Origin of the sequence: Bacillus cereus group sp. BfR-BA-01522, assembly GCF_022662635.1 — a bacterium.
Classification (GTDB): Bacteria; Bacillota; Bacilli; order Bacillales; family Bacillaceae_G; genus Bacillus_A; species Bacillus_A cytotoxicus.
In genome coordinates this window covers 1-21,042 of record NZ_JAKUDY010000015.1, presented here as the reverse complement: position 1 = coordinate 21,042, position 21,042 = coordinate 1, and the positions used below count along the sequence as shown (strand labels likewise).

Genomic DNA, 21,042 nt, shown 5'->3' with positions numbered 1-21,042 from the left:
TTCGCTTCTTTCAATGTAACATATCTATTTTAACGTATGAAAGCGATTTGCTCAAATGAAGATTGTAAGATTTTTTACCAATGATTTACTATAATGAAATATTCCGTATATCTAACACTAAGGAGAGTGATGTTGTGAAAGGAGTTTATTTCATGCTTCGAAAAATTTCTCTCTTACTTTCGATTTTCTTTCTTCTTCAGCAAGGCATTGCTTATGGTGAAGAGAAACAAAGCATATATGATAAACGGATGGAACTCTACAAAGAGACTGAGAAATCTTTGGATGTTCCTTGGTACTATCTAGCTGCCATCGATCAATATGAACGTAATATACGAAGTGTTAGGCGTGATATTCCGAAAAAACCTGATGCGATTATTTCCATTTATTTCAAACCAGAAATATGGTCGGGGCCTGCTAATCCTGATCCTCATGATACTCTACCTTATACTATTTCTTTATTTGCTGGAATCGGTTTAGATGGCAATCAAGATGGACGAGCAGATGCAAATAATGACCGTGATTTGTTGCACACAATGGCAACAATTATAAAAAAACAAGGAACTTCCGAAGACCGTATAAAAATTATGCTTTGGGAATATTATAGACGTGCCAAGACCGTGGAGTTAATTACCGAATATGCTCGAATTTATAAACATTATGGACGCATAAATTTAGAAGGAAATGCCTTCCCACTTCCAATTCACAGCGATCATAGCTACCGCAGTACTTTTGGTGCGGGACGAAGTTTTGGCGGAAGACGGATTCATGAAGGAACTGATATTTTTGCAAGACATGGTGTCCCAGTGCGGTCTACTTGTTACGGCATCATTGAAACAAAAGGATGGAATCGCCTTGGTGGATGGCGCATTGGAATACGAGACCTGTATAATAACTATCATTATTACGCCCATTTAGGTGGATTTTCAAAAGAAATACAGCTTGGTCAAATTGTAGAACCTGGCACAGTTCTTGGCTTCGTTGGAAATACAGGATATGGGCCACCCGGTACAACTGGTAAATTTCCTCCTCATTTACACTTTGGTCTATATAAAGATAATGGTTACACGGAATGGGCTTTTGATCCATACATGCACTTAAGCTTATGGGAACGAAAAGAACGCGCTAGCTTAAAGAAATAACCGTGGCGGATTGCCACGGTTATTTCTATCCCACAGATGATTGAATCAAAATGATATTCATCCATTAATCGTCCGTTTTCTTTTTATCAGGTATTACAATCCCGCCATTTCCATAATACGCTGGTACTTCTCCTTGAACAATTCGCGTTGCAATAGGAATATCTTGCTTCACTGTAATATCTTTCGTTCGAAATGGGATAATAACTTGTAACGTTACCTCTACCTCCATCATAATTTTAATAGCTGTATTATTAATTCCTTGCGGTTCAATTTTTTGCTTAATATCTGTGCTAACATGCCCAATCGTTGTAAAGTCAATTGGAATATCTGGTCCTATATTTCCAAGAAGTGCATTATCTGTTATGCGTCCGAGCGGAACGGACATCGACACCCCGCTTTCTTCTGGAAGGCCGAGCGCTTTCATATTCCCATTTTCCACCTGATGTAAATACTTTTCTATGTATGTCGTTGTGGATGTTAAAATCTCGTTTACTTGTTTCGTATTTAAATCAATTGTGGATACTTTTCCATTCTTATCATTTTGCACCTTCATTAATGAATCCACATCAAAGCCTTCCTTTATACGATCTTTTACCGCCTTTGTCATTACTACTGTTGCCATTTTATGCGTTTGTGTTTCTCCATATTTTATAAGTGTTGGCTGTATACTTTTATTCACAATCCACAATCCTTGTAATGTCAACAATAAAAAAATAATAAATGAGATGAGTAGGACATGGCGAAAGGGAAGCGGGCCACGTCTAAACCGCGAAGTCTTCGGACGAAATGTGCGCATAAGAAACCCTCCTTCTTATATCATTTCTATGCAAGAAAGAGGGACGATATATACTTATATCATTTTTAATAGTGCATCTTTTCCAATTGTTCCTGCTGTAATGCCTAATTTCTCTGCCTCAGTTGTTACCGATTCCAGTGGGGCTTCAAGCAGTTGTTCAATTGTTCTAACACCAACTGCACGACCAGCAACAACCCCGCGATCTTTTAATTTCTCATTTAATAAACCGACATCTAATGCTCCGCACATAATATATCCTTTATCACTCATAATAGCTAGCAAATTTGTCTTTGGAAGCTTTACACTAACTCCTATAAACGTATAGTGATCAATAATAATAGGCTCTATACTCACCATTATTCACCCACTCCTCTCTTTCTTATCTGTATGAGGAGAGAGAAATGAGTGTTACAGGTTAACTAGCCTATAGTTTGATTAAACGATGTAGAAGTTGTCAACATATTAGTTAACACATCTCTAAGCAATTCTGGCATGTAGTACTGTTTATGAGAAAGTGTGGATAGTTCTGGGTATAAGTAACCAAATGTGTACATATCAATTGTCCCTACTGTATAGATACGATCTAATTCGATTGATTCACCGTTAATTAGTATATCCTCAATCAAAATTTTATTCCCAGGAACCGTATCAAATATCACCTCTAGTCCATCATAAACCATCTTACCCATCACTTTACCGCGAAAACCAAATCCTTTTACTTCAAGCTGTTCCATATTCGGACGACGCGCTTTTAAAATAACTTCCTTTAATGTTTTCCCTGGCACTTGTAATGCACATGGATTAATCGGATGTGGACAAATTCGGTGAATATCTCCGCGTGTTACAATTCCTGCTTCTAGTCCTTCCAATAGTACTCCTGCATTTACCATTCCAATTTCTGCCCCGCACCATTTTCGTAACGCATTTGCTAACATATGAGAAAATGCTGTTTCTTTAAACCAGTCTATTGGCAGCGCTTCTTTTAATTGGACAACAGGCTCTTCCATAATATGTGTACATTCTGCCTGCAACAGCTCGATTGTGGATAACGGTTTACTATACGCGCTTAAACGCTCTGTTTTAATCGCTCTACCGTCTTTTTTCAATAATCGTTTTGTTTGCTTATCTACAATAAGTTCCACATGCCCAACATAATGTCCCCACTTCTCACAACAACAAAGCAATGTTCCATTTACGAGCATGCCACGCTCAAATAAGTGATGTGTATGCGCTCCTAAAATAACATCTATATCATAATTCTTTGCCATATATTCATCAGCATGTTTCCCAAGATGTGAAAGGACAACCGTAATATGTGCTTGATCTTTCACTTCATCTAAGATGGCCTCTAAATGTATCATCGGCTCTTCAATATACCATCCTAACCTGTTATAAAACTCTGGATAGGCTACCGTTAAACCGATAAAAGCAATAGTAATGCCATCTGTCGTCGTATGAAGTTTATACGGCTCTGCCCAATTAGGACGTACACCCTCTTTTTCAAATAAATTCGCTACAAGCACTTCAAATTCAGCATCATCGTATAAATCGTCTAAATGCTCCTTCGCTAGTGTAATTCCTTCATTATTTCCAATCGTGACATAATCATATAGCGCTTCATTTAATAACTGCGTATTCCCGCGCCCATTTGTCGCTTCTGTAATACTATGAAAACGATCCACATGATCGCCAATATCTAACGTAAAAACAGACTCTCCTGCTTCTTGTCTTCGCTTTTTCTCTTCTAATACAAACCGAGAAATTTGCGGCCAATTTTCAAAATGGCTATGTATATCGTTTGTATGATAAAGGTGGATACTTGTTTCTTTCTTTCTATTCAGAGAAAAAACCTCCTCTCAAATCCTTATTGCCTTTTACGCTATGCACGTACAATAATCCTGTAAATACTTTTCGCCCTTTCTTGCTATTTTACATTGTACTCTCATTAAAGGAAAAAGCAAAAAATTCCCCTTTTCATATAAAATTTATTTTCAAACCGAAATGATTATAAATGACTCCGCACCGAAAAATCAGAAAAAGCGTTGCGTTTTTAATAAAAAAAATTTACGGGACAGCCCTGGTTATTTTTTCGTTATTTTCCATATAGGCCCCTCAATCTGCAAATCGTTTTCGTACTCCTATTACAACGAAAAGAGCGTATGAAGAGTTAGAAAAAGCAGGCTTTATTTATTCAATTGTGGGGAAAGGAGCTTTTGTTACTGAACAAAATTTAGACGTAGTACGTGAGAAAAAATGAAAAGTGATTGAAGAACAATTATTAGCTGTTGTTGCGAATAGTAAAGAAATTGGTGTACCTTTAGCCGAGCTTCATGAATGATTAACTATTTTATATGAGGAGTAAAAAAGATGGAAAATATAGTAGAACTACGGGATGTTCATAAAACTTTTCAATCAAACAATTAAATTTACAAATCAAAAAGGGGGGTGTAACAGGTTTCATCGGTTCAAATGGTGCAGGAAAATCAACAGTCATTAAAATGATGATGAACTTATTAAAGCCAGATGCAGGTGAAGTGAAAGTATATGTTTTTAATAGTTTTATGTTCATTTTTAGCATTATCTTCCTTTGGTCCAAATGCTGTACAACTTCTTGCAATCAAGTTTAGCACCATTACCGATACAATTTTCAGCTTTCCTGCACCTGCTTTGTATAGCATATAGCTATAGCGATCAGCGCATTTGCTTATATTGTTTCATAGAGCGTATCGTTATTTATTTATCAACGTAAAGTGTTTTAATTCAAAATTTCCCGCATTATATAACGAAGTAAAAATTGAATATATGAGTAAATTTATAAAAAGGTTCTCTACATAGGGAGAACCTTTTTTCTTATCGCTTATTCGGTTTAATAAAACGCATAAAAATTTCCATATACAGGACTGCTAGACTGATTTGTAACCTTCATGACATAGATTCCACGCGAAATATTATAAAAATATAGCTTTCCTTGTTCTTTCGTATACGTACCCGTTAATGTTTTTGCATGAGATGTTCCGAGCGGACTAAGTGGAACTAATTCATATGTCACTTTAGCCTCACTTCCATCCACAGTATATTGCATTGCTCCAATAGTTACATCATTTACTGGATGGTCGAACAAAAATAAATCGTTCATCCCAGGCATCCATTGATACGATTTTCCCTGTTCAAGAGAAAAACTAAAATTCTCTGATGTTTCTTTTGCGAACGTCGTATTCCCTCCCATGAACATAAAAACAAATAGAAAACTCATAATAACTCCTAAAACTTTTTTCATAGCTACTCATTTCCCCTTTCTTCTTGTTTTATTGATAGTTACCTACAATACATTCTATCTTTCGCTCTAAATCGCCTTCTTCTTTTTACATTTGTTAACAATTTATACAAATAATAACTTTTTATAAAATGTAGTAAAAATTCAGATATTAACACTTTGAATAGAAATATCCTTATAAGAGACGAAAAAACTCGAAATCCCAACCCGAGTTTCCATGCTGAAATCGCCAATATTTTCTTACTGCACATAAAAAAGCACCCTGCCAAGCAGGGCGCTTCTATTTTTAAATTAACCGATAGAACCTTCCATTTCAAATTTGATAAGACGGTTCATTTCTACTGCGTATTCCATTGGAAGTTCGCGAGTGAATGGCTCGATGAAGCCCATTACAATCATTTCTGTTGCTTCTTGCTCAGAAATACCGCGGCTCATTAGATAGAATAATTGTTCTTCTGATACTTTTGATACTTTCGCTTCGTGCTCAAGTGAAACGTAATCGTTTTTGATTTCGTTATAAGGAATTGTATCAGATGTAGATTGGTTATCCATAATTAATGTATCACACTCGATGTTAGAGCGAGAGTTTTTCGCTTTTGGTCCGAAATGTACGATACCACGGTATGTTACTTTACCACCATGTTTTGCAATCGATTTAGATACGATTGTTGAAGATGTATTTGGTGCTAAGTGAATCATTTTCGCACCAGCATCTTGATGTTGGCCTTTACCAGCAATCGCGATAGATAATGTTAAACCGCGTGCACCTTCACCTTTTAAAATAACAGCTGGGTATTTCATCGTTAATTTAGAACCGATGTTACCGTCAATCCATTCCATCGTTGCGTTTTCTTCACAAACCGCACGTTTTGTAACGAGATTGTATACGTTATTTGCCCAGTTTTGGATTGTTGTATAACGGCAATATGCATCTTTCTTAATGATGATTTCTACTACCGCACTGTGAAGTGAGTTAGTAGTGTAAACAGGAGCTGTACATCCTTCAACGTAGTGTACGTGCGCACCTTCATCTACGATAATAAGCGTACGCTCGAATTGTCCCATATTTTCAGAGTTAATACGGAAATACGCTTGAAGTGGTGTATCTACTTTTACACCTTTTGGAACGTAGATAAATGATCCACCAGACCAAACTGCAGAGTTTAATGCTGCAAACTTGTTGTCAGTTGGCGGGATTACTTTTCCGAAATGCTCACGGAAAATATCTTCGTTTTCTTTTAATGCGCTATCTGTATCTTTGAAGACAATTCCTAGCGCTTCTAGGTCTTCTTTCATGTTGTGATATACAACTTCAGATTCATACTGCGCTGATACACCCGCTAAATATTTTTGCTCAGCTTCTGGAATACCTAATTTATCAAATGTTGCTTTAATTTCATCAGGTACTTCATCCCAAGACTTCTCAGATTTCTCAGATGGTTTTACGTAGTACGTAATTTCATCGAAATCTAAATCGTTTAAATCGCCGCCCCATTGTGGCATTGGCATTTCATAGAACTTATCCAGTGCTTTCAAGCGGAAGTCTAACATCCACTTTGGTTCTTCTTTCATATGTGAAATCTCTTCTACGATTTCTTTTGTTAAACCGCGACCTGCACGGAAAATCGAAACGTCTTTATCCTTGAAACCATATTTGTAATCGCCGATATCTGGCATTTGTTTCGCCATGTTGGTATGTCCCTCCTTAGATAACTCCGTCTTTAGGAACTTCTCACATTACTTTTCTTCGTTTAAGCCTTTTTCTAACGCTTTCCAAGCTAATGTTGCACATTTAATACGCGCTGGAAACTTGCATACACCTTGTAATGCTTCAATATCTCCTAAATCTACGCTGTCATCATACTCTTTTCCTAGCATCATGTCAGAGAAAATTTTCGAAAGCTTAAGTGCATCTTCAATTTTCTTTCCTTTTACCGCTTGCGTCATCATCGAAGCTGAAGACATTGAAATGGAACATCCTTCTCCCTCAAACTTCGCTTCTTTTACGATTCCCTCTTCTACTTTCATCGTAAGCTGAATACAATCGCCGCAAGTTGGGTTGTTTAAGTTAACTGTAACACTATCTTCTAACACGCCATGGTTACGTGGATTCTTATAATGATCCATAATAACTTGACGATATAACGTATCTAAATTATTAAAAGACATTTGTGAAATACTCCTTTGTTTTCGTTAGCGCTTCAACAAATGTATCAATTTCTTCTTTTGTATTATATAAATAGAAGCTTGCACGTGCTGTAGAAGAAGCTTTTAGCCACTTCATAAGCGGTTGTGCACAGTGATGTCCTGCGCGAACCGCAATGCCTTCTACATCTAGTACTGTCGCAACATCGTGTGGATGTACTTCATCAATATTAAATGTAACAAGACCAGCGCGATGCTTTGGACCATAAATTGTAACGCCATCTACTTCCGATAGTCTTTCTAAAGCGTACTGCGCTAATTCATGTTCATGCTTTTCAATATTATCAAGACCGATTTCTTCTAGGAAATCAATTGCTGCTCCAAGTCCGATTGCATTACCGATAATCGGTGTACCGGCTTCAAACTTCCACGGAAGCTCTTTCCATGTAGAATCTTGTAAATCTACAAAATCAATCATTTCACCGCCAAATTCAATTGGCTCCATATTTTCTAGCAATTCCTTCTTACCGTATAATACACCGATACCTGTAGGCCCGCACATTTTATGAGCGGATAACGCATAGAAATCGCAGTTTAAATCTTGTACATCTACTTTCATATGAGGTGTACTTTGTGCACCGTCAACGACCATAATGGCACCGTTTTGATGAGCGATTTCTGCAATTTCTTTTACAGGGTTAATCGTTCCAAGTACGTTTGATACATACATGATAGAAACAATTTTCGTATTTGGTGTAATGGTTTGACGGGCATCTTCAATAGAGATTGTTCCATCTGGCTGAAGCGGAAGATATTTTAACGTTGCCCCTGTTTTCTTTGCAACTTGTTGCCACGGAATAATGTTACTATGGTGCTCCATGTAAGAGATAACAATTTCATCGCCTTCTTTTACATTTTCACGGCCATAACTTGCTGCTACTGTATTTAATGCAGTTGTCGTTCCGCGTGTGAAAATAATTTCTTCCATTGATTTCGCATTAATAAACTTGCGAACTTTCTCACGTGCACCTTCATACGCATCGGTAGCTTTTGTACCGAGCGTATGAACACCGCGATGCACGTTAGAATTATATTCTTTATAATAACGTTCTAACGTTTCAATCACTTGAATTGGTTTTTGAGAAGTTGCTGCACTATCGAAATAAACAAGTTGTTTGCCGTTCACTTTTTGATCAAGAATTGGAAACTGTTTGCGTATTTCATGAATATTCATTAGCGAACTTTCCTTTCAATTACCTCAACAAGCTGTGTTTTTACTCCTTCAATTGGAAGCTCATTTACTACAGGTGCTAAGAATCCATGGATGACTAAGCGTTCCGCTTCTTTCTTCGGAATACCACGACTCATTAAGTAGTATAGTTGTACTGGATCTACGCGGCCAACAGAAGCTGCGTGACCTGCCATTACATCATCTTCATCAATTAGAAGAATTGGATTTGCATCACCGCGTGCTTTTTCACTTAACATAAGAACGCGAGAAGATTGTTGTGCATTTGATTTAGATGCACCGTGTTCAATCTTACCAATTCCGTTAAAGATAGAAGTTGCGCTATCTTTTTGTACACCGTGTTTTAAAATATAACCTTCAGAGTGTTTACCAAAATGAACAACTTTTGTTGTAAAGTTTTGTGTTTGATTGCCGCGACCGATTGTTACTGTTTTTGTATCAGCAAATGATCCGTCACCCATTAAGTTCGTTACGTTCTCTGAAATTGTATCACCGTCGTTCATAAGACCTAATGCCCATTCAATACGAGCATCACGTCCTACAACACCGCGACGATTTACATACGTTGTTACACCTTTCGCTAATAGATCCACTGCACCAAATTTCACCTGTGCACCTTGTTCTACGATTACTTCTGCTACGATATTTGCAATACCAGTAACATTTTCATCTGCTACATAGTTTTCCACGTAAGTTGCAGAACTGTTTTCATCAGCTACGAATAATACATGGTTATATAAGTTTGCTTCTTCGCCATCTACTAAGAATACCGCTTGAAGTGGTGTTTCAAGTACAACGTTTTTTGGAACATATACAAATGCCCCGCCATTGATTAATGCTGCGTGAAGTGCTGTTAAACGATGCTCATCCACTTTCACGCCATCTTTCATTAAGTACTTTTGTACTAATTCAGCATGCTCAGTTGCAGCCGTTACAATATCTGTGAAAATAACACCTTTTTCTTTTGCTTCGTCCGCTAAAGAAACAAATGCTTTTGTGCCAGTGCGTCCGACTAGTACGTTATTATTTTCATCAATTAAGTTTTTCACTGCTTCTGGAAGTTCCGCTAAAGAACTTACAGACTCTTGCTTAAGAGTAGTGCCTTTTCCGATAAAGTCCCATTTATCGATTTTTGTTTTATCAGGCGTTGGCATTGGAAGTTCAGTTGCTTGTGCAAGAGCTTGTAAGCGGAACTCAGTCAACCAAGCAGCTTCGTTTACTTCGCTTGCGCGCTGACGGATTGTTTCTTGATCGAAAGGTAATGTACCGATTGTCATATTTATGCTCCTCTCTTACGCTTCTTGCTCTGCTGTTTCGTCTTCAATACCTAATTCTTTTTTGATCCAGTCATAACCTTCAGCTTCTAGACGTTGAGCAAGCTCAGGACCACCAGATTTTACAATACGACCGTTCATCATAACGTGAACGAAATCTGGAGTAATGTAGTTTAATAAACGTTGGTAATGCGTAATCATTAAGCAACCAAACTCTTCACCGCGCATTGCGTTAATACCTTTAGATACAACTTTTAATGCATCGATATCAAGACCAGAGTCGATTTCATCTAAGATTGCAATTTTTGGCTCAATCATCATTAATTGAAGAATTTCGTTACGTTTTTTCTCACCGCCAGAGAAACCTTCATTTAAGTAACGTTGTGCCATTTCTGGATCCATTTCTAGAAATTCCATGTTTTTATCTAGTTTGCGGATAAATTTCATAAGAGAAATTTCATCGCCTTCCTCGCGGCGTGCATTAATTGCTGAACGTAAGAAGTCAGCGTTTGTTACTCCGCTAATTTCGCTTGGATATTGCATTGCTAGGAATAGACCTGCTTGTGCACGCTCATCTACTTCCATTTCTAGTACATCTTCACCGTCGATGATGATGCTTCCTTCTGTTACTTCATATTTTGGGTGACCCATAATTGCAGAAGATAAAGTTGATTTACCCGTTCCGTTAGGTCCCATAATTGCGTGGATTTCTCCACCTTTTACTTCCAGGTTTACACCTTTTAAAATTTCTTTGCCATCGATTGATACATGTAAGTCTTTAACCGTTAATGTAGAACCAGCCATCTCAATACCTCCAATAATCCTCTATATACATTTTAAAAATTCCTAAAACATTCACATTCTCATTTTATTCTCATTCTAATTTTATATCAAATAAAATGATATCGCAAACGCTGAAAAAAAGTAATAATTTTTTCACAAATGTGTATAGATTTTCCCTCACATTCTATTATGATACACCTTTCTTCTTATATATATAAAGAAAAAAGACTGAGAATTTCTCAGCCTTTTTTCCTGCCATTATTCTTTTACAGGAACAACCGCCCCTTTATATTCTTTCTTGATGAAATCTTCAATTTCTTTCGAATGCAATACTTCTACAAGCGCTTTAATCTCTTTTTTATCTTTATCCCCTTTACGAACTGCCACTACGTTTGTATATGGAGAATCATTACTTTCAATCGCAATTGCATCTTTTCCTGGATCTAATTTTGCATCAATTGCATAGTTTGAGTTAATTAAAACCGCATCGCCTTCCTTGTTGTTATACACTTGTGGCAATAGACCTGGTTCGATATCTGTTTTAAACTTCAAGTTCTTTGGATTTTCCGCAATATCTTTTGTTGTTGCTTTCACAGGATCTACACCATCTTTAATTTTTAAAATGCCCTCTTTTTGTAAGATTGCTAATCCGCGGCCATGATCAGCCACAGAGTTACTCATAATTACTGTCGCTCCATCTGGAAGCTCTTTTAAGCTTTTATATTTTTGAGAGTATACTCCAATCGGTTCTAAATGAATTTTGCCTGCTATTTCAAACTTATACCCTTTATCCTTTATTTCTTTCTCTAAATACGGAATATGCTGGAAATAGTTTGCATCTAATTCTTTATCTGCTAATGATTTATTCGGTAATACATAGTCCTGAAATTTTTCAATTTTTAACACAACGCCCTTTTTCTCAAGCAATGGTTTTGCCTTCTCTAAAATCTCAGCGTGCGGTACATTAGAAGCACCGACAACAAGCTTATCTTCACTTTTCCCACCGCAAGCTGTTAATCCAAAAATTGATGTCGTAATAAGTGCTGAAAGTAATAATTTTTTCATGTTGTTAACATCCTTCCTAATTTTTAATCGATTTATCGTTTATCAATCCGAGTTGTCGCAAAATCTCCAATAAATTGAATGAAAAACACAACCAGCAATACACAAATTGTCGCAACAATTGTCACATCGTTGTTTCCCCGCTGGAACCCTTCTAAATATGCTAGTGTACCGAGTCCGCCAGCGCCAACAACGCCTGCCATTGCTGTATAACCAACAAGTGCAATTGTCGTTACGGTAATACCAGATACAAGTGCTGGCAAAGATTCTGGAATTAATACTTTCCAAATAATTGTGCTTGTTTTCGCTCCCATTGCCTTTGAAGCTTCAATCACACCTTTATCAATTTCACGAAGCGCGATTTCAACCATTCTCGCATAAAATGGGGCCGCTCCAATAATCAAAGCAGGCAATGCTGCACTTGCTCCAAGAATTGTTCCAAGAAGAATCTTTGTAAACGGAATAAGTAGAATGATTAAAATGATGAACGGGATTGATCTAAAAATATTTACGAATGCCCCGATTCCTGTATGAATCACTTTGTTTTCCCACAAATTATCCTTCGCTGTCATAAAGAGCAGTAATCCTAACATAAGTCCTAAAATAAATGTGGCAATTGCTGCGATTGCCGTCATGTATAATGTTTCTCCTGTTGCTTCTAGCATTTGATTCCAATCGACATTTGTGAGCAATTTATCCATGTGCAACCACCTCCAGCTCTACTTTCTCTTGATGGATTCCTGCTATTGCCTGCTGAATGGCTGCTTCTTCACCATTTAAATGAACAATTAAGCTTCCGTATGCTCCATTATTTGTCTGCGCGATATTTCCTTGAAGCACGCTAACTTCTACATCCTCTCTCCTCATTAACCCTTGTAACACTGGGCGCTCTACAGAATCTCCAATAAATTGCAAACGAATGACTTTACCATCTGGGTATTTCTCTAATAAGTTTTCAATCGTTTCATTCGTATCTTCAGAATCTGTTAATTGCTGAACAAATCGCTTTGTAATCTCTTGCTGCGGATTACGAAATACCTCTAGTACAGAACCTGTCTCTACAATTTTCCCTTTTTCCATCACTGCAACACGATTACAAATCTTTTGAATCACATGCATTTCATGAGTAATAAGCACAATGGTTAAGTTAAGGCGTTTATTAATATCTAGTAGTAAATCTAAAATTTGATCTGTTGTTTCCGGATCAAGCGCCGATGTTGCTTCATCACATAAAAGTACTTTCGGATTGTTAGCCAACGCTCTTGCAATCCCGACGCGTTGTTTTTGTCCACCGCTCAGTTGAGATGGATAAGCATCTCCTCTCCCTTCTAATCCGACAAGACGAATAAGCTCATCTACACGTTTCTTTCGCTCCTTTTTATCCACACCAGCAATCTCGAGAGGAAAAGCAATATTCTCACGAACAGTTCTTGACCAAAGTAAATTGAAATGTTGAAAGATCATCCCAATTTCTTGTCTTGCCTTTCGAAGTTCATTACCGGTAATGGCTGAAATCAAACGATTAGCAACTGTAATTTGACCAGAAGTTGGTTTCTCCAACTGATTAAACAAGCGAATTAACGAACTCTTACCTGCACCGCTATATCCGATAACCCCAAAAATTTCGCCTTCCTCTATTTTTAAATTGGCCCGATCTACAGCAATCACATCACCGTTTTTTGACTGATATATCTTTTTCACATTTTCTAATAGAATCATGATGTTCACCCCTTTAATTAAAAAGCGTAAGTAGCTCGTTCAGAATGTAAGGGGGATGGAGCTTCTGACGTAGAGGCGCCTTTTTGCCTCGTAGAAAGAAGCGAAGCCACCGAACATTCTAGCTACTGAAGCTGGATTTCATAAAAAGCGTAAGTAGCTCGTTCAGAATGACTCTCACATTTTTTATTTTTGGTGTAAGAATACTGAACTGTCGCCATCTGCTCAATTTCTTATCGATTTTTCCTGTTGTTTAAATGTCCTCCTCATTCAAACAACAAAAAAACCTTTCTGCTTTACAATGAGCAGAAAGGTTTTTATGCGTATATCAACATAATCCTTTCTCTCATCTCTCAAAGCATTTGCTTTGCAGGAATTGGCACCATTTCAACAAAATCGTTGACGGTTGCCGGGCTTCATAGGGCACAGTCCCTCCACCTCTCTTGATAAGAGAAATCAGATCTAATTTTCTTCTGATTCAAAATTTATGAAATTATCTATATTTTATGACTTGAATTTTATCAATATACATTCACTCTGTCAACAAAAAATTTCTTAAAAAGAAAATTTTAAGAATATTAAGCGCCCACTGGCATTGGTTTACAAATATGAAACATGGACTCCAATAATAGCATCGTGCGATATGTCCCCGCATAATGTACACGACCTTCATGAATTAGCTTTTGCAAACGAACATTCCCTGTAACTAATTGTTGTAAATCTTCTTCTTTAAAACAGTGGATTTGTTCGGTTCCCCTATCTCCTTTTACAAGCTGTATATAATCCCTTGAAATTTGGAGGGAATGGCACTCATCTCCAAAATGAATACTAATGACTTTTCCTGCTTGACGCAAAAGAGGTTCTAAATGATATTGTTTATTAGCATGTGTTACAAATGATTGAAGCATTGAATATAATTTCATTCTCATCACATCCTTCATATCACTTTCTACTAATACCTTTCCATTCCCTAAGCATCAATCCTCTTCCTTTTGCTCGACAAATACTGTATTACCTCTGCCATTTCAACATATTTCCCAAGAAATGTGTCGAGGCGGCAAATTTTTTGCCGCCTACTGTAGTTCCTTATATAAATATTCAACTGAATGAAATGCATATATTTTCTTCTTCAACGTTCCATTTTCAAATATGAGTAAACAAGGAACACTTTCTATCTCATATTCACGTGCTAAATGCGGAGCATAATTTAAATCTAACATGCCAACTTCTAAGTCAACAATCGTTGCTTCTACAACAGTTAACATTTTTTTCGCCAATTGGCATGTACCACACATTGGAGTATATACATATAACACTGTTTTTTCTTGATTCACTATTAGATTTGTGGCTTCAGCACCTGTCCAGTCAATCACTTCTATCATCATTCCTTACCGTAAATATTCTGTATAAACATCAATGTCAGCTCCCCATAATACATTTGCTAAATGTGAAGACGGTGCAGTTGCTACTTCACGATATGAACGATCAATATAAATATGTTCAGCCTGCGGAAATTCCTTACGAAATTGCTTGCGAAGCTTTTCTCCTGCATCATCAGCATCCACTAGCACATATACTTCTTTATCAAAAAACTGATCAATGAGCTCATCCATTTTCGACAAACCAATTGTACCATTTGTACAAACAATTTCCACCGGTTCTCGAATAATAGATTCAATCTTTCTTCTATCTGATTTACCTTCTACAATAATGACCTTTTCTACATAAACCATGTGTCATCACCCGATCACCATATACTATAAAACAACCTTACTTTCGTATATAGTATATTCGATATTCCCATCTTGTTTCCTGTTTATTTTTACAAAGAAAAGCACAAGCGGCTCGTTCAGAATGTAAGGGGGATATGGTTTCTCATTCCTTTTGATAACAATGTACTATAAAAATTAAAAAAGACAGCACATAGGCTGCCTCTTTTATCTAGAATCAAATTAGTCTTGGTTTGTCATTTCTGCGTATTTTTCTGCAGTTAATAGTTTTTCAACTTCACTTGCATCAGAAAGTTCAACTTTCACCATCCATGCACCTTCGTATGGAGACTCGTTAACAAGTTCTGGTTGATCACTTAATTCTTCGTTTACTGCTACAACTTTACCACTTACAGGTGCATATAATTCAGAAACTGTTTTAACAGATTCTACGCTTCCGAATGGCTCATTAGCTTCAAGTGTTGCACCTACTTCAGGAAGTTCAACGAATACGATATCGCCTAGCTCACTTTGTGCGAAATGAGTAATACCGATAACAACTTGATTCCCTTCAGTTTTTACCCATTCGTGTTCTTCAGAGTAACGTAAATGATTTGGAATGCTCATGACTGTACCTCCAGTGAATGTATTAATTATGTAAAAATACCTTATTGGTACTTTTTCCACATACTTTCAAACTGCTCTTCATTAAAGCCAAGTGTTACATTTGTTCCATCTGTTACAATCGGACGTTTAATTAACATACCATCGGACGCTAAAAGTTCAAACATTTCGTCTTCACTTGCAACCTTTAACTTATCTTTTAAACCAAGCTCACGATAACGCATACCGCTTGTATTAAAAAATTTCTTTAACGGCAATTCACTTTTCATATGCAAATTGCGTAATTCTTCTTGTGACGGTGGATTTTCAACAATATGAATCATCTCATATGCTACATCGTTTGCCTCAAACCATTTCTTTGCTTTTTGACATGTGCCACATTTTGGGTATGAATAAAATGTTACTGTCATAAATTCACCTACTTTTTTACTAACCTTTACCTTTATCATATAGAAAACGTTTTATTATTTCAAACCATTATTTCTTCAAACTTTAATTTATTTCGTGATAATTTTTAATAATCCTGCAAATTTCTTTATTTGTTCCACTATCAAAAGAAAACAATATAACAAAAAATACATATTTTTATCATATTTAGGGCGAACATATATATTAAACAAACGTTTATTTAAACAATAAGAAGCCTTATTTAAAGGCTCCTCTCATTGTCTATTTAAATAATCCGCAATCGCCTGAAACACAATAATATACATATTATGAACACTTTCCTCTGCAGCGCCACCGTTTGTTAAACCGATCCCCCACTGCTGTCCTTCACCGCTTCCGATATTTACAAACCCTTGCGTATACATTGCATTTTCATCCTTCGGTGCATGGTTATAATCTAGCTTCTTCTTTATAAAAAGCGAATAAGATTTATCTTGTAAGCCAATAAAAAATACTGGTTTCTTTATTGATAAAAACAATTCTTTATACCGTTCGTTTGATGCTTCTTGAAACTTCTCCTTCATCACAAGAAAGCCATCTACTTCCGCTAATTTTTGTTCCATTTCGTTTAATGCTATATTTTCAAACTTCACATTTCTGAATGTATCTTTTGGTTTCTCACCAATAACACCAATGACAAGCGCTCTGCCATTATACTCTAATGCTCCTCCCGCTTCTCCCTTTGTACATCCAGTTCCTACTAAACATAAAAGTATAAAAAAGAACAAGAAAGACAAACGTTTCATCCCGCACCCCTCCATTTTTTAGGTCAAATGACAAAAATGTAAGTAAAATCAATGGCTCATTTGAAGTTTCTATATTATAATCAACAAGGTTTACTTACATTACAAAATAATAGGAGATCATCATGAGAAAATATAAACTTTCATCGTTTCTTCCATTAACTTATATACTTCTACTTGTACTCGTAAGTCCCCTTTACGATGTACTGAATAAATCGAGTGCCCATGCTGTCGATGTTACAACTATCGTTGATGATTGGATTCCATTTGTAAAAGTATTTATTATCCCCTATTTAATTTGGTTTCCATATTTATATGGCGCACTGATCTACTATTGCTTTGCCGACAGAAAACAATATTATGTAACATTAAGTGGCATTATTCTTGGAAAGTTAACTTGTTTTTCCATTTATTACTTTTGGCAAACAACTGTACCGCGTCCGGCAGTCGTTGGCACTGATCTATTTTCTAACTTAGTTCGCTACATTTATAGCATTGATCAGCCTGTCAACTGTTTTCCTAGCATTCATGTTCTCACAACATTTGTGATTATGTTAGCTGCCTTTAAGCGAAGAGAGCAACATAAATGGGAATATTACTTGCTTACTTTCTTTGGCATGCTCATCATTTTATCAACACTATTTACAAAACAACATGCCTTTATCGACGCTGTATCTGGCATAACACTAGCAAGCATACTCTATTTCAGTATCCAACTCTTATTAGTAAACAGATATAGCGGAATAACGATTTCAGTCAAGCAATCTTATAAAGTAAATCAATAGAGGTTTTCTCCTACCTACCTCACTCCCACCTATTTGGCATCTTGAGGTAAGAGTTTTACTGCCTATAACATATAAATGAAAAGCAGACTGTGGCTTCTTCAGTCTGCTTTTCTCTCTATATAAAGGAGATTTTTAATCTTCATTTAAGATTGTGGCACAGTCATATCTCCAGAATGAATACGACCTGCTTTTCGTAATGCGATATAAATGATATATGAAACAGCTACTGGAATTACGATATAAGTGATTACCATCGCTGGTACAACACCTAATCCTTGGTTAGAAATTAAATTAATAGGTGCGATGAAAGAACTTAATCCAAGACCAGCAATTTCTTTTCCTGCTTCCAGTTGGAAAATGAGTGCAGAAACAGGACCGACAATTGCGCTCGCAACGACAGTTGGGAGAAGAATGATTGGATTTTTAGTGATATTGGGAAGTTGTACTTTCGGAGTACAAAGTGCTTGTGCTAAAATGCCACCTAAATTATTTTCCTTTGCTGAGATCACGGAAAATCCAATAAATTGAGCAACACACCCTGCCAGCGCTGCACCGCCTGCTACTCCATCTAAGCTAAGCGCAATTGCTAAAGCTGCCGATGAAGCTGGAGAAATAAGTAATAATCCCCAAGCAACTGCTAGTACGACAGAAGCAAGAAATGGGCTACCAGCTGAACTTTCTTTAATAAATGCACCAACTGCATTTAAGACTGGGCTAATATTTTGAGATAACCAAATCCCAACAATACCAGAACCTAATATTGCAGCAGAAGGAACAAGCATCATATCTAAAGCCGTTTTTCCACTTAATCGTTTTCCGATATAAACCGCTAAAGTTGCTGTTAATAGCGCACCAATCGGTTCACCAGTTTTAATCATTAGACCAGCTGCAGTGATGGAAATCGCCCCAGCTCCAATGGCTCCAGCAATCATCGCCGAGAAAATAACAAGCCCATTCGCCCCTAACATGAAGGCAATTCCGGCTCCAATCGCTGGTGCCATAAGTGATTTTGCAACAACTCCAATTGTAATTAACATCGGTATATCAAAGATTCGTCCAATATTTTCAATCAGCAAACCAATTCCGAGAGATACAAAAATACCTTGTGCAATTCCGGCAGAACCTTTAAAAACACGAGACATAATATATTCCTTCATCTGTTTCACCTTCTCCTAGTTTAGTAACCAATTGTTTTCATATAATCACGTAAAATATCATTTGACTTTGCAAATCGACTTTCTTCAGTTTCTGTTAAGTTTAGTTCAACAACTTCTTTCACACCATCTCTTGTAATAATTGCTGGTACCCCTGTACAAATATCATACTCACCATATTCACCATCTAAAATAGCTGAAACGGCGATTACACGATAATCATCATTAAAGATAGATTTTGCAATATATGCGAGTGAGTTGCCAATACCATAATAAGTAGTTCCTTTTCGTTTATAAATTTCCCAACCAGCTTTTAGAGTTTTTTCCACAATTGCATCTAAGTCAATTTCACCAAAACGATCTTTCCCTTCCTCTAAAATTTGTAAAATAGGTTTCCCTCCCACTGTTACATGAGACCAAGCAACCATTTGAGAATCACCATGTTCCCCTAATGAATAACCGTGAATACTACGAGGGTCCACTTCTAACATTTCAGATAAAATCGTTCTTAATCGAGAGGAATCTAACGATGTTCCAGTACCAATCACACGATTTCTTGGTAAACCAGATAATTTCCAAACTTGATACGTAATAATATCAACTGGGTTTGAAGCAATTAAGAAAATGCCATCAAATCCACTTTTCATTACACAAGCTACAACACTTTCCATAATTTTTGCACTTGCCCCTAAAGTATCTAATCGACTTTGCCCAGGCTTTGGCGCTGGACCTGCTGTAATAATAACAATGTCCATGTCTTTGCAGTTTTCATACGTACCTGCATATACTTTTGTTCTTGTATTTGTAAAGTTAATACAGTGTGATAAATCCATCGCTTCACCAACTGCACGTTCATGGTCTATATCAATTAATGCTAATTCTTCACAGATGCCTTGATTCACAATTGAATACGCACAGCTTGACCCAACTAATCCAGTTCCAATAATTGCGATTTTTCTTGTGTTTCTATTCATAATAATCTCTCCTAATTGAATCGGTAATCTAATTTCACTTATTATTATAAAGATTTCAAATATAGAAAACATGGATACATTGTGAAATTTTGAGCATTCTTTATGTATATTTCGTGAAACATCTACCTTTGTTTTGTCATATTTGTTACATATAAAAAAATATTTTCTACGTATTTATTGACTTATCCAAATGCAAAAAAAAACCGGGTAAATGTTACCCGATTTTTTTCGCTCTATTGTGCACTTAATTCATTTTTCAATTGCTGAACAATCATTGGATTTGCAGGGGCTGCTGGTTTATAGTAATTTTTTTGCTTTGCATATTCAAATACCTTGCGTTGTCTTAATTCATCTTGATTTCGAATATGAATTAACGTTTGGCGTAACTGTTCATTATTGGACTCCGCTATGTAATGAGCATAACTCGCTAAGCTTGCATTTAATCCTGCTAAATAATCATTTACCATATCTTTTTCATTCATCTTTCATTTCCTCCTATCCTAAAAAAGACATTAATTGTTGCTTTGTATTTCTTGCCGCTTGCGCATCTTGTTGCAGTATTTGCTTTAATTGAGGATCTGTGCATTGTTGCGCGTACTGATCTAACTTGTTTGCAATTGTTGTGTGTCCTCCAATAATATGGCGTAAATTTTCTAACTCAAGCTCTGTTAAATTTGGCATAACTAAGACCTTCCTTTCATTGCTCATTCTTCATTTAGTATTTATTTATTTTTAGATTGTATACATATAAAGTTACGACATGAGATAATGATTCACGAAAAAAAGATGAATCGTTACATTCATCTTTTTTCAAAATTGACATATTGATTTTTAAACGCATTTCCTAAATCCCGAGCACGATTGATAAAACTATACTCCTTCTCTAAAACCCTATTTGAACTACTCCCACTTGCTCATTGGACTACACCCTACACATTCTTTGAAGTGGAAGTATTCTGTCGGAAACTGATAAAGAAATTCTTCTTTTATTAGAGTAATAATAGCTACATTTACAATCTTATTTTTCTTTCAAGATGCAAATCCAAATATATCCGTATTGAACTACCCCCACTTAACACTCTTACGAGCTGTTTGAAGTGGGAGATTCCTAAGAACACCAACCTAACGGTTAGTTATTGATTAGGCTATCCCCGTAGTCCCTACGGTT

General features: G+C 36.5%; 24 protein-coding genes, 2 pseudogenes and 1 riboswitch. Of the genes and pseudogenes, 4 read left to right on the top strand and 22 right to left on the bottom strand.

Annotated features, from left to right (window positions below; genetic code table 11):
* Positions 1-152: 152 nt before the first annotated feature.
* A complete protein-coding gene (locus tag MR059_RS17800) occupies positions 153-1,139 on the top strand; it encodes a M23 family metallopeptidase (RefSeq protein WP_012096023.1) in 987 nt (328 codons plus the stop codon).
* A 64-nt stretch (positions 1,140-1,203) separates the two neighbouring features.
* Here the strand turns inward: MR059_RS17800 and yunB are convergent, their stop codons facing one another.
* The 3 genes from yunB to MR059_RS17785 form a co-directional block, all read right to left on the bottom strand.
* Complete coding sequence (gene yunB, locus MR059_RS17795; RefSeq protein ID WP_012096024.1) at positions 1,204-1,935, bottom strand: sporulation protein YunB; 732 nt, start codon at positions 1,933-1,935, stop codon at positions 1,204-1,206.
* Between the two features lie 54 nt (positions 1,936-1,989).
* Positions 1,990-2,292, bottom strand: a complete 303-nt coding sequence (locus tag MR059_RS17790) for a YunC family protein (protein ID WP_012096025.1) — start codon at positions 2,290-2,292, stop codon at positions 1,990-1,992.
* A 62-nt stretch (positions 2,293-2,354) separates the two neighbouring features.
* Positions 2,355-3,752, bottom strand: coding sequence for a bifunctional metallophosphatase/5'-nucleotidase (locus MR059_RS17785; RefSeq protein ID WP_081428411.1), 1,398 nt, complete (start codon positions 3,750-3,752; stop codon positions 2,355-2,357).
* Positions 3,753-4,075: 323 nt separating this feature from the next.
* On the opposite strand from MR059_RS17785, the pseudogene MR059_RS17780 reads away from it, so the two are divergent.
* Positions 4,076-4,273 (top strand): annotated as a pseudogene (locus MR059_RS17780) (GntR family transcriptional regulator); the annotation flags it as partial.
* A 29-nt stretch (positions 4,274-4,302) separates the two neighbouring features.
* Positions 4,303-4,481 (top strand): annotated as a pseudogene (locus MR059_RS17775) (ATP-binding cassette domain-containing protein); the annotation flags it as partial.
* Between the two features lie 320 nt (positions 4,482-4,801).
* On the opposite strand, the gene MR059_RS17770 reads toward MR059_RS17775, so the two are convergent.
* The 15 genes from MR059_RS17770 to MR059_RS17700 all read right to left on the bottom strand — a co-directional run bounded on the left by MR059_RS17770 (position 4,802) and on the right by MR059_RS17700 (position 16,964).
* Positions 4,802-5,212 (bottom strand): hypothetical protein, encoded by a 411-nt coding sequence (locus tag MR059_RS17770; protein WP_012096026.1) that lies wholly within the window; start codon positions 5,210-5,212, stop codon positions 4,802-4,804.
* 288 nt (positions 5,213-5,500) lie between these two features.
* Positions 5,501-6,898, bottom strand: a complete 1,398-nt coding sequence (sufB, locus tag MR059_RS17765) for a Fe-S cluster assembly protein SufB (RefSeq protein WP_012096027.1) — start codon at positions 6,896-6,898, stop codon at positions 5,501-5,503.
* A 48-nt stretch (positions 6,899-6,946) separates the two neighbouring features.
* On the bottom strand, positions 6,947-7,378 hold the full coding sequence (gene sufU / locus MR059_RS17760) for a Fe-S cluster assembly sulfur transfer protein SufU (protein WP_012096028.1): 432 nt from the start codon (positions 7,376-7,378) through the stop codon (positions 6,947-6,949).
* Positions 7,368-8,588, bottom strand: coding sequence for a cysteine desulfurase SufS (gene sufS, locus MR059_RS17755; RefSeq protein WP_012096029.1), 1,221 nt, complete (start codon positions 8,586-8,588; stop codon positions 7,368-7,370). The genes sufU and sufS overlap by 11 nt, the downstream gene beginning before the upstream one ends.
* Positions 8,588-9,880 (bottom strand): Fe-S cluster assembly protein SufD, encoded by a 1,293-nt coding sequence (sufD, locus tag MR059_RS17750; protein WP_012096030.1) that lies wholly within the window; start codon positions 9,878-9,880, stop codon positions 8,588-8,590. The genes sufS and sufD overlap by 1 nt, the downstream gene beginning before the upstream one ends.
* Before the next feature lie 15 nt (positions 9,881-9,895).
* On the bottom strand, positions 9,896-10,681 hold the full coding sequence (gene sufC / locus MR059_RS17745) for a Fe-S cluster assembly ATPase SufC (RefSeq protein ID WP_012096031.1): 786 nt from the start codon (positions 10,679-10,681) through the stop codon (positions 9,896-9,898).
* A 237-nt stretch (positions 10,682-10,918) separates the two neighbouring features.
* On the bottom strand, positions 10,919-11,725 hold the full coding sequence (gene metQ / locus MR059_RS17740) for a methionine ABC transporter substrate-binding lipoprotein MetQ (RefSeq protein ID WP_012096032.1): 807 nt from the start codon (positions 11,723-11,725) through the stop codon (positions 10,919-10,921).
* Between the two features lie 32 nt (positions 11,726-11,757).
* The gene (locus MR059_RS17735; protein WP_012096033.1) at positions 11,758-12,423 is read right to left on the bottom strand and encodes a methionine ABC transporter permease; all 666 of its coding nucleotides are present in this window, start codon (positions 12,421-12,423) and stop codon (positions 11,758-11,760) included.
* Positions 12,416-13,441: a methionine ABC transporter ATP-binding protein gene (locus MR059_RS17730; RefSeq protein WP_048723183.1), complete on the bottom strand. Its 1,026-nt coding sequence runs from the start codon at positions 13,439-13,441 to the stop codon at positions 12,416-12,418. The genes MR059_RS17735 and MR059_RS17730 overlap by 8 nt, the downstream gene beginning before the upstream one ends.
* 340 nt (positions 13,442-13,781) lie before the next feature.
* Positions 13,782-13,891: riboswitch (SAM riboswitch) on the bottom strand.
* 125 nt (positions 13,892-14,016) lie between these two features.
* A complete protein-coding gene (locus MR059_RS17725) occupies positions 14,017-14,361 on the bottom strand; it encodes a hypothetical protein (protein WP_041810111.1) in 345 nt (114 codons plus the stop codon).
* 150 nt (positions 14,362-14,511) lie between these two features.
* Complete coding sequence (locus MR059_RS17720) at positions 14,512-14,820, bottom strand: thioredoxin family protein (protein ID WP_087099319.1); 309 nt, start codon at positions 14,818-14,820, stop codon at positions 14,512-14,514.
* A 6-nt stretch (positions 14,821-14,826) separates the two neighbouring features.
* On the bottom strand, positions 14,827-15,171 hold the full coding sequence (locus MR059_RS17715) for a toprim domain-containing protein (protein ID WP_012096037.1): 345 nt from the start codon (positions 15,169-15,171) through the stop codon (positions 14,827-14,829).
* Between the two features lie 219 nt (positions 15,172-15,390).
* Complete coding sequence (gcvH, locus tag MR059_RS17710; protein ID WP_012096038.1) at positions 15,391-15,774, bottom strand: glycine cleavage system protein GcvH; 384 nt, start codon at positions 15,772-15,774, stop codon at positions 15,391-15,393.
* Positions 15,775-15,815: 41 nt separating this feature from the next.
* The gene (locus MR059_RS17705; protein ID WP_012096039.1) at positions 15,816-16,181 is read right to left on the bottom strand and encodes an arsenate reductase family protein; all 366 of its coding nucleotides are present in this window, start codon (positions 16,179-16,181) and stop codon (positions 15,816-15,818) included.
* Between the two features lie 252 nt (positions 16,182-16,433).
* Positions 16,434-16,964: a hypothetical protein gene (locus MR059_RS17700; RefSeq protein WP_048723186.1), complete on the bottom strand. Its 531-nt coding sequence runs from the start codon at positions 16,962-16,964 to the stop codon at positions 16,434-16,436.
* Positions 16,965-17,086: 122 nt separating this feature from the next.
* Between MR059_RS17700 and MR059_RS17695 the strand changes: the two genes are divergently transcribed.
* Positions 17,087-17,746 carry a phosphatase PAP2 family protein gene (locus MR059_RS17695; protein ID WP_012096041.1) on the top strand — a complete coding sequence of 220 codons (660 nt, stop codon included), beginning with the start codon at positions 17,087-17,089 and terminating at the stop codon, positions 17,744-17,746.
* Between the two features lie 143 nt (positions 17,747-17,889).
* Here MR059_RS17695 and MR059_RS17690 read toward each other — a convergent pair whose 3' ends face one another.
* The 4 genes from MR059_RS17690 to MR059_RS17675 form a co-directional block, all read right to left on the bottom strand.
* Positions 17,890-18,903 carry a PTS sugar transporter subunit IIC gene (locus MR059_RS17690; RefSeq protein WP_012096042.1) on the bottom strand — a complete coding sequence of 338 codons (1,014 nt, stop codon included), beginning with the start codon at positions 18,901-18,903 and terminating at the stop codon, positions 17,890-17,892.
* 20 nt (positions 18,904-18,923) lie between these two features.
* Positions 18,924-19,874, bottom strand: coding sequence for an L-lactate dehydrogenase (locus MR059_RS17685; RefSeq protein ID WP_048723188.1), 951 nt, complete (start codon positions 19,872-19,874; stop codon positions 18,924-18,926).
* Between the two features lie 233 nt (positions 19,875-20,107).
* Complete coding sequence (locus tag MR059_RS17680) at positions 20,108-20,356, bottom strand: spore coat protein (RefSeq protein WP_012096044.1); 249 nt, start codon at positions 20,354-20,356, stop codon at positions 20,108-20,110.
* Between the two features lie 13 nt (positions 20,357-20,369).
* Positions 20,370-20,555, bottom strand: a complete 186-nt coding sequence (locus MR059_RS17675; RefSeq protein ID WP_012096045.1) for a hypothetical protein — start codon at positions 20,553-20,555, stop codon at positions 20,370-20,372.
* Positions 20,556-21,042: the final 487 nt, after the last annotated feature.

What these genes read in the sequence shown, in the direction of transcription:
- MR059_RS17800 (WP_012096023.1), top strand. Translation starts at nt 153, where the DNA reads ATGCTTCGAAAAATTTCTCTCTTACTTTCGATTTTCTTTCTTCTTCAG.
- yunB (WP_012096024.1), bottom strand. Translation starts at nt 1,935, where the DNA reads ATGCGCACATTTCGTCCGAAGACTTCGCGGTTTAGACGTGGCCCGCTT.
- MR059_RS17790 (WP_012096025.1), bottom strand. Translation starts at nt 2,292, where the DNA reads ATGGTGAGTATAGAGCCTATTATTATTGATCACTATACGTTTATAGGA.
- MR059_RS17770 (WP_012096026.1), bottom strand. Translation starts at nt 5,212, where the DNA reads ATGAAAAAAGTTTTAGGAGTTATTATGAGTTTTCTATTTGTTTTTATG.
- sufB (WP_012096027.1), bottom strand. Translation starts at nt 6,898, where the DNA reads ATGGCGAAACAAATGCCAGATATCGGCGATTACAAATATGGTTTCAAG.
- sufU (WP_012096028.1), bottom strand. Translation starts at nt 7,378, where the DNA reads ATGTCTTTTAATAATTTAGATACGTTATATCGTCAAGTTATTATGGAT.
- sufS (WP_012096029.1), bottom strand. Translation starts at nt 8,588, where the DNA reads ATGAATATTCATGAAATACGCAAACAGTTTCCAATTCTTGATCAAAAA.
- sufD (WP_012096030.1), bottom strand. Translation starts at nt 9,880, where the DNA reads ATGACAATCGGTACATTACCTTTCGATCAAGAAACAATCCGTCAGCGC.
- sufC (WP_012096031.1), bottom strand. Translation starts at nt 10,681, where the DNA reads ATGGCTGGTTCTACATTAACGGTTAAAGACTTACATGTATCAATCGAT.
- metQ (WP_012096032.1), bottom strand. Translation starts at nt 11,725, where the DNA reads ATGAAAAAATTATTACTTTCAGCACTTATTACGACATCAATTTTTGGA.
- MR059_RS17735 (WP_012096033.1), bottom strand. Translation starts at nt 12,423, where the DNA reads ATGGATAAATTGCTCACAAATGTCGATTGGAATCAAATGCTAGAAGCA.
- MR059_RS17730 (WP_048723183.1), bottom strand. Translation starts at nt 13,441, where the DNA reads ATGATTCTATTAGAAAATGTGAAAAAGATATATCAGTCAAAAAACGGT.
- MR059_RS17725 (WP_041810111.1), bottom strand. Translation starts at nt 14,361, where the DNA reads ATGAAATTATATTCAATGCTTCAATCATTTGTAACACATGCTAATAAA.
- MR059_RS17720 (WP_087099319.1), bottom strand. Translation starts at nt 14,820, where the DNA reads ATGATAGAAGTGATTGACTGGACAGGTGCTGAAGCCACAAATCTAATA.
- MR059_RS17715 (WP_012096037.1), bottom strand. Translation starts at nt 15,171, where the DNA reads ATGGTTTATGTAGAAAAGGTCATTATTGTAGAAGGTAAATCAGATAGA.
- gcvH (WP_012096038.1), bottom strand. Translation starts at nt 15,774, where the DNA reads ATGAGCATTCCAAATCATTTACGTTACTCTGAAGAACACGAATGGGTA.
- MR059_RS17705 (WP_012096039.1), bottom strand. Translation starts at nt 16,181, where the DNA reads ATGACAGTAACATTTTATTCATACCCAAAATGTGGCACATGTCAAAAA.
- MR059_RS17700 (WP_048723186.1), bottom strand. Translation starts at nt 16,964, where the DNA reads ATGAAACGTTTGTCTTTCTTGTTCTTTTTTATACTTTTATGTTTAGTA.
- MR059_RS17695 (WP_012096041.1), top strand. Translation starts at nt 17,087, where the DNA reads ATGAGAAAATATAAACTTTCATCGTTTCTTCCATTAACTTATATACTT.
- MR059_RS17690 (WP_012096042.1), bottom strand. Translation starts at nt 18,903, where the DNA reads ATGAAGGAATATATTATGTCTCGTGTTTTTAAAGGTTCTGCCGGAATT.
- MR059_RS17685 (WP_048723188.1), bottom strand. Translation starts at nt 19,874, where the DNA reads ATGAATAGAAACACAAGAAAAATCGCAATTATTGGAACTGGATTAGTT.
- MR059_RS17680 (WP_012096044.1), bottom strand. Translation starts at nt 20,356, where the DNA reads ATGAATGAAAAAGATATGGTAAATGATTATTTAGCAGGATTAAATGCA.
- MR059_RS17675 (WP_012096045.1), bottom strand. Translation starts at nt 20,555, where the DNA reads ATGCCAAATTTAACAGAGCTTGAGTTAGAAAATTTACGCCATATTATT.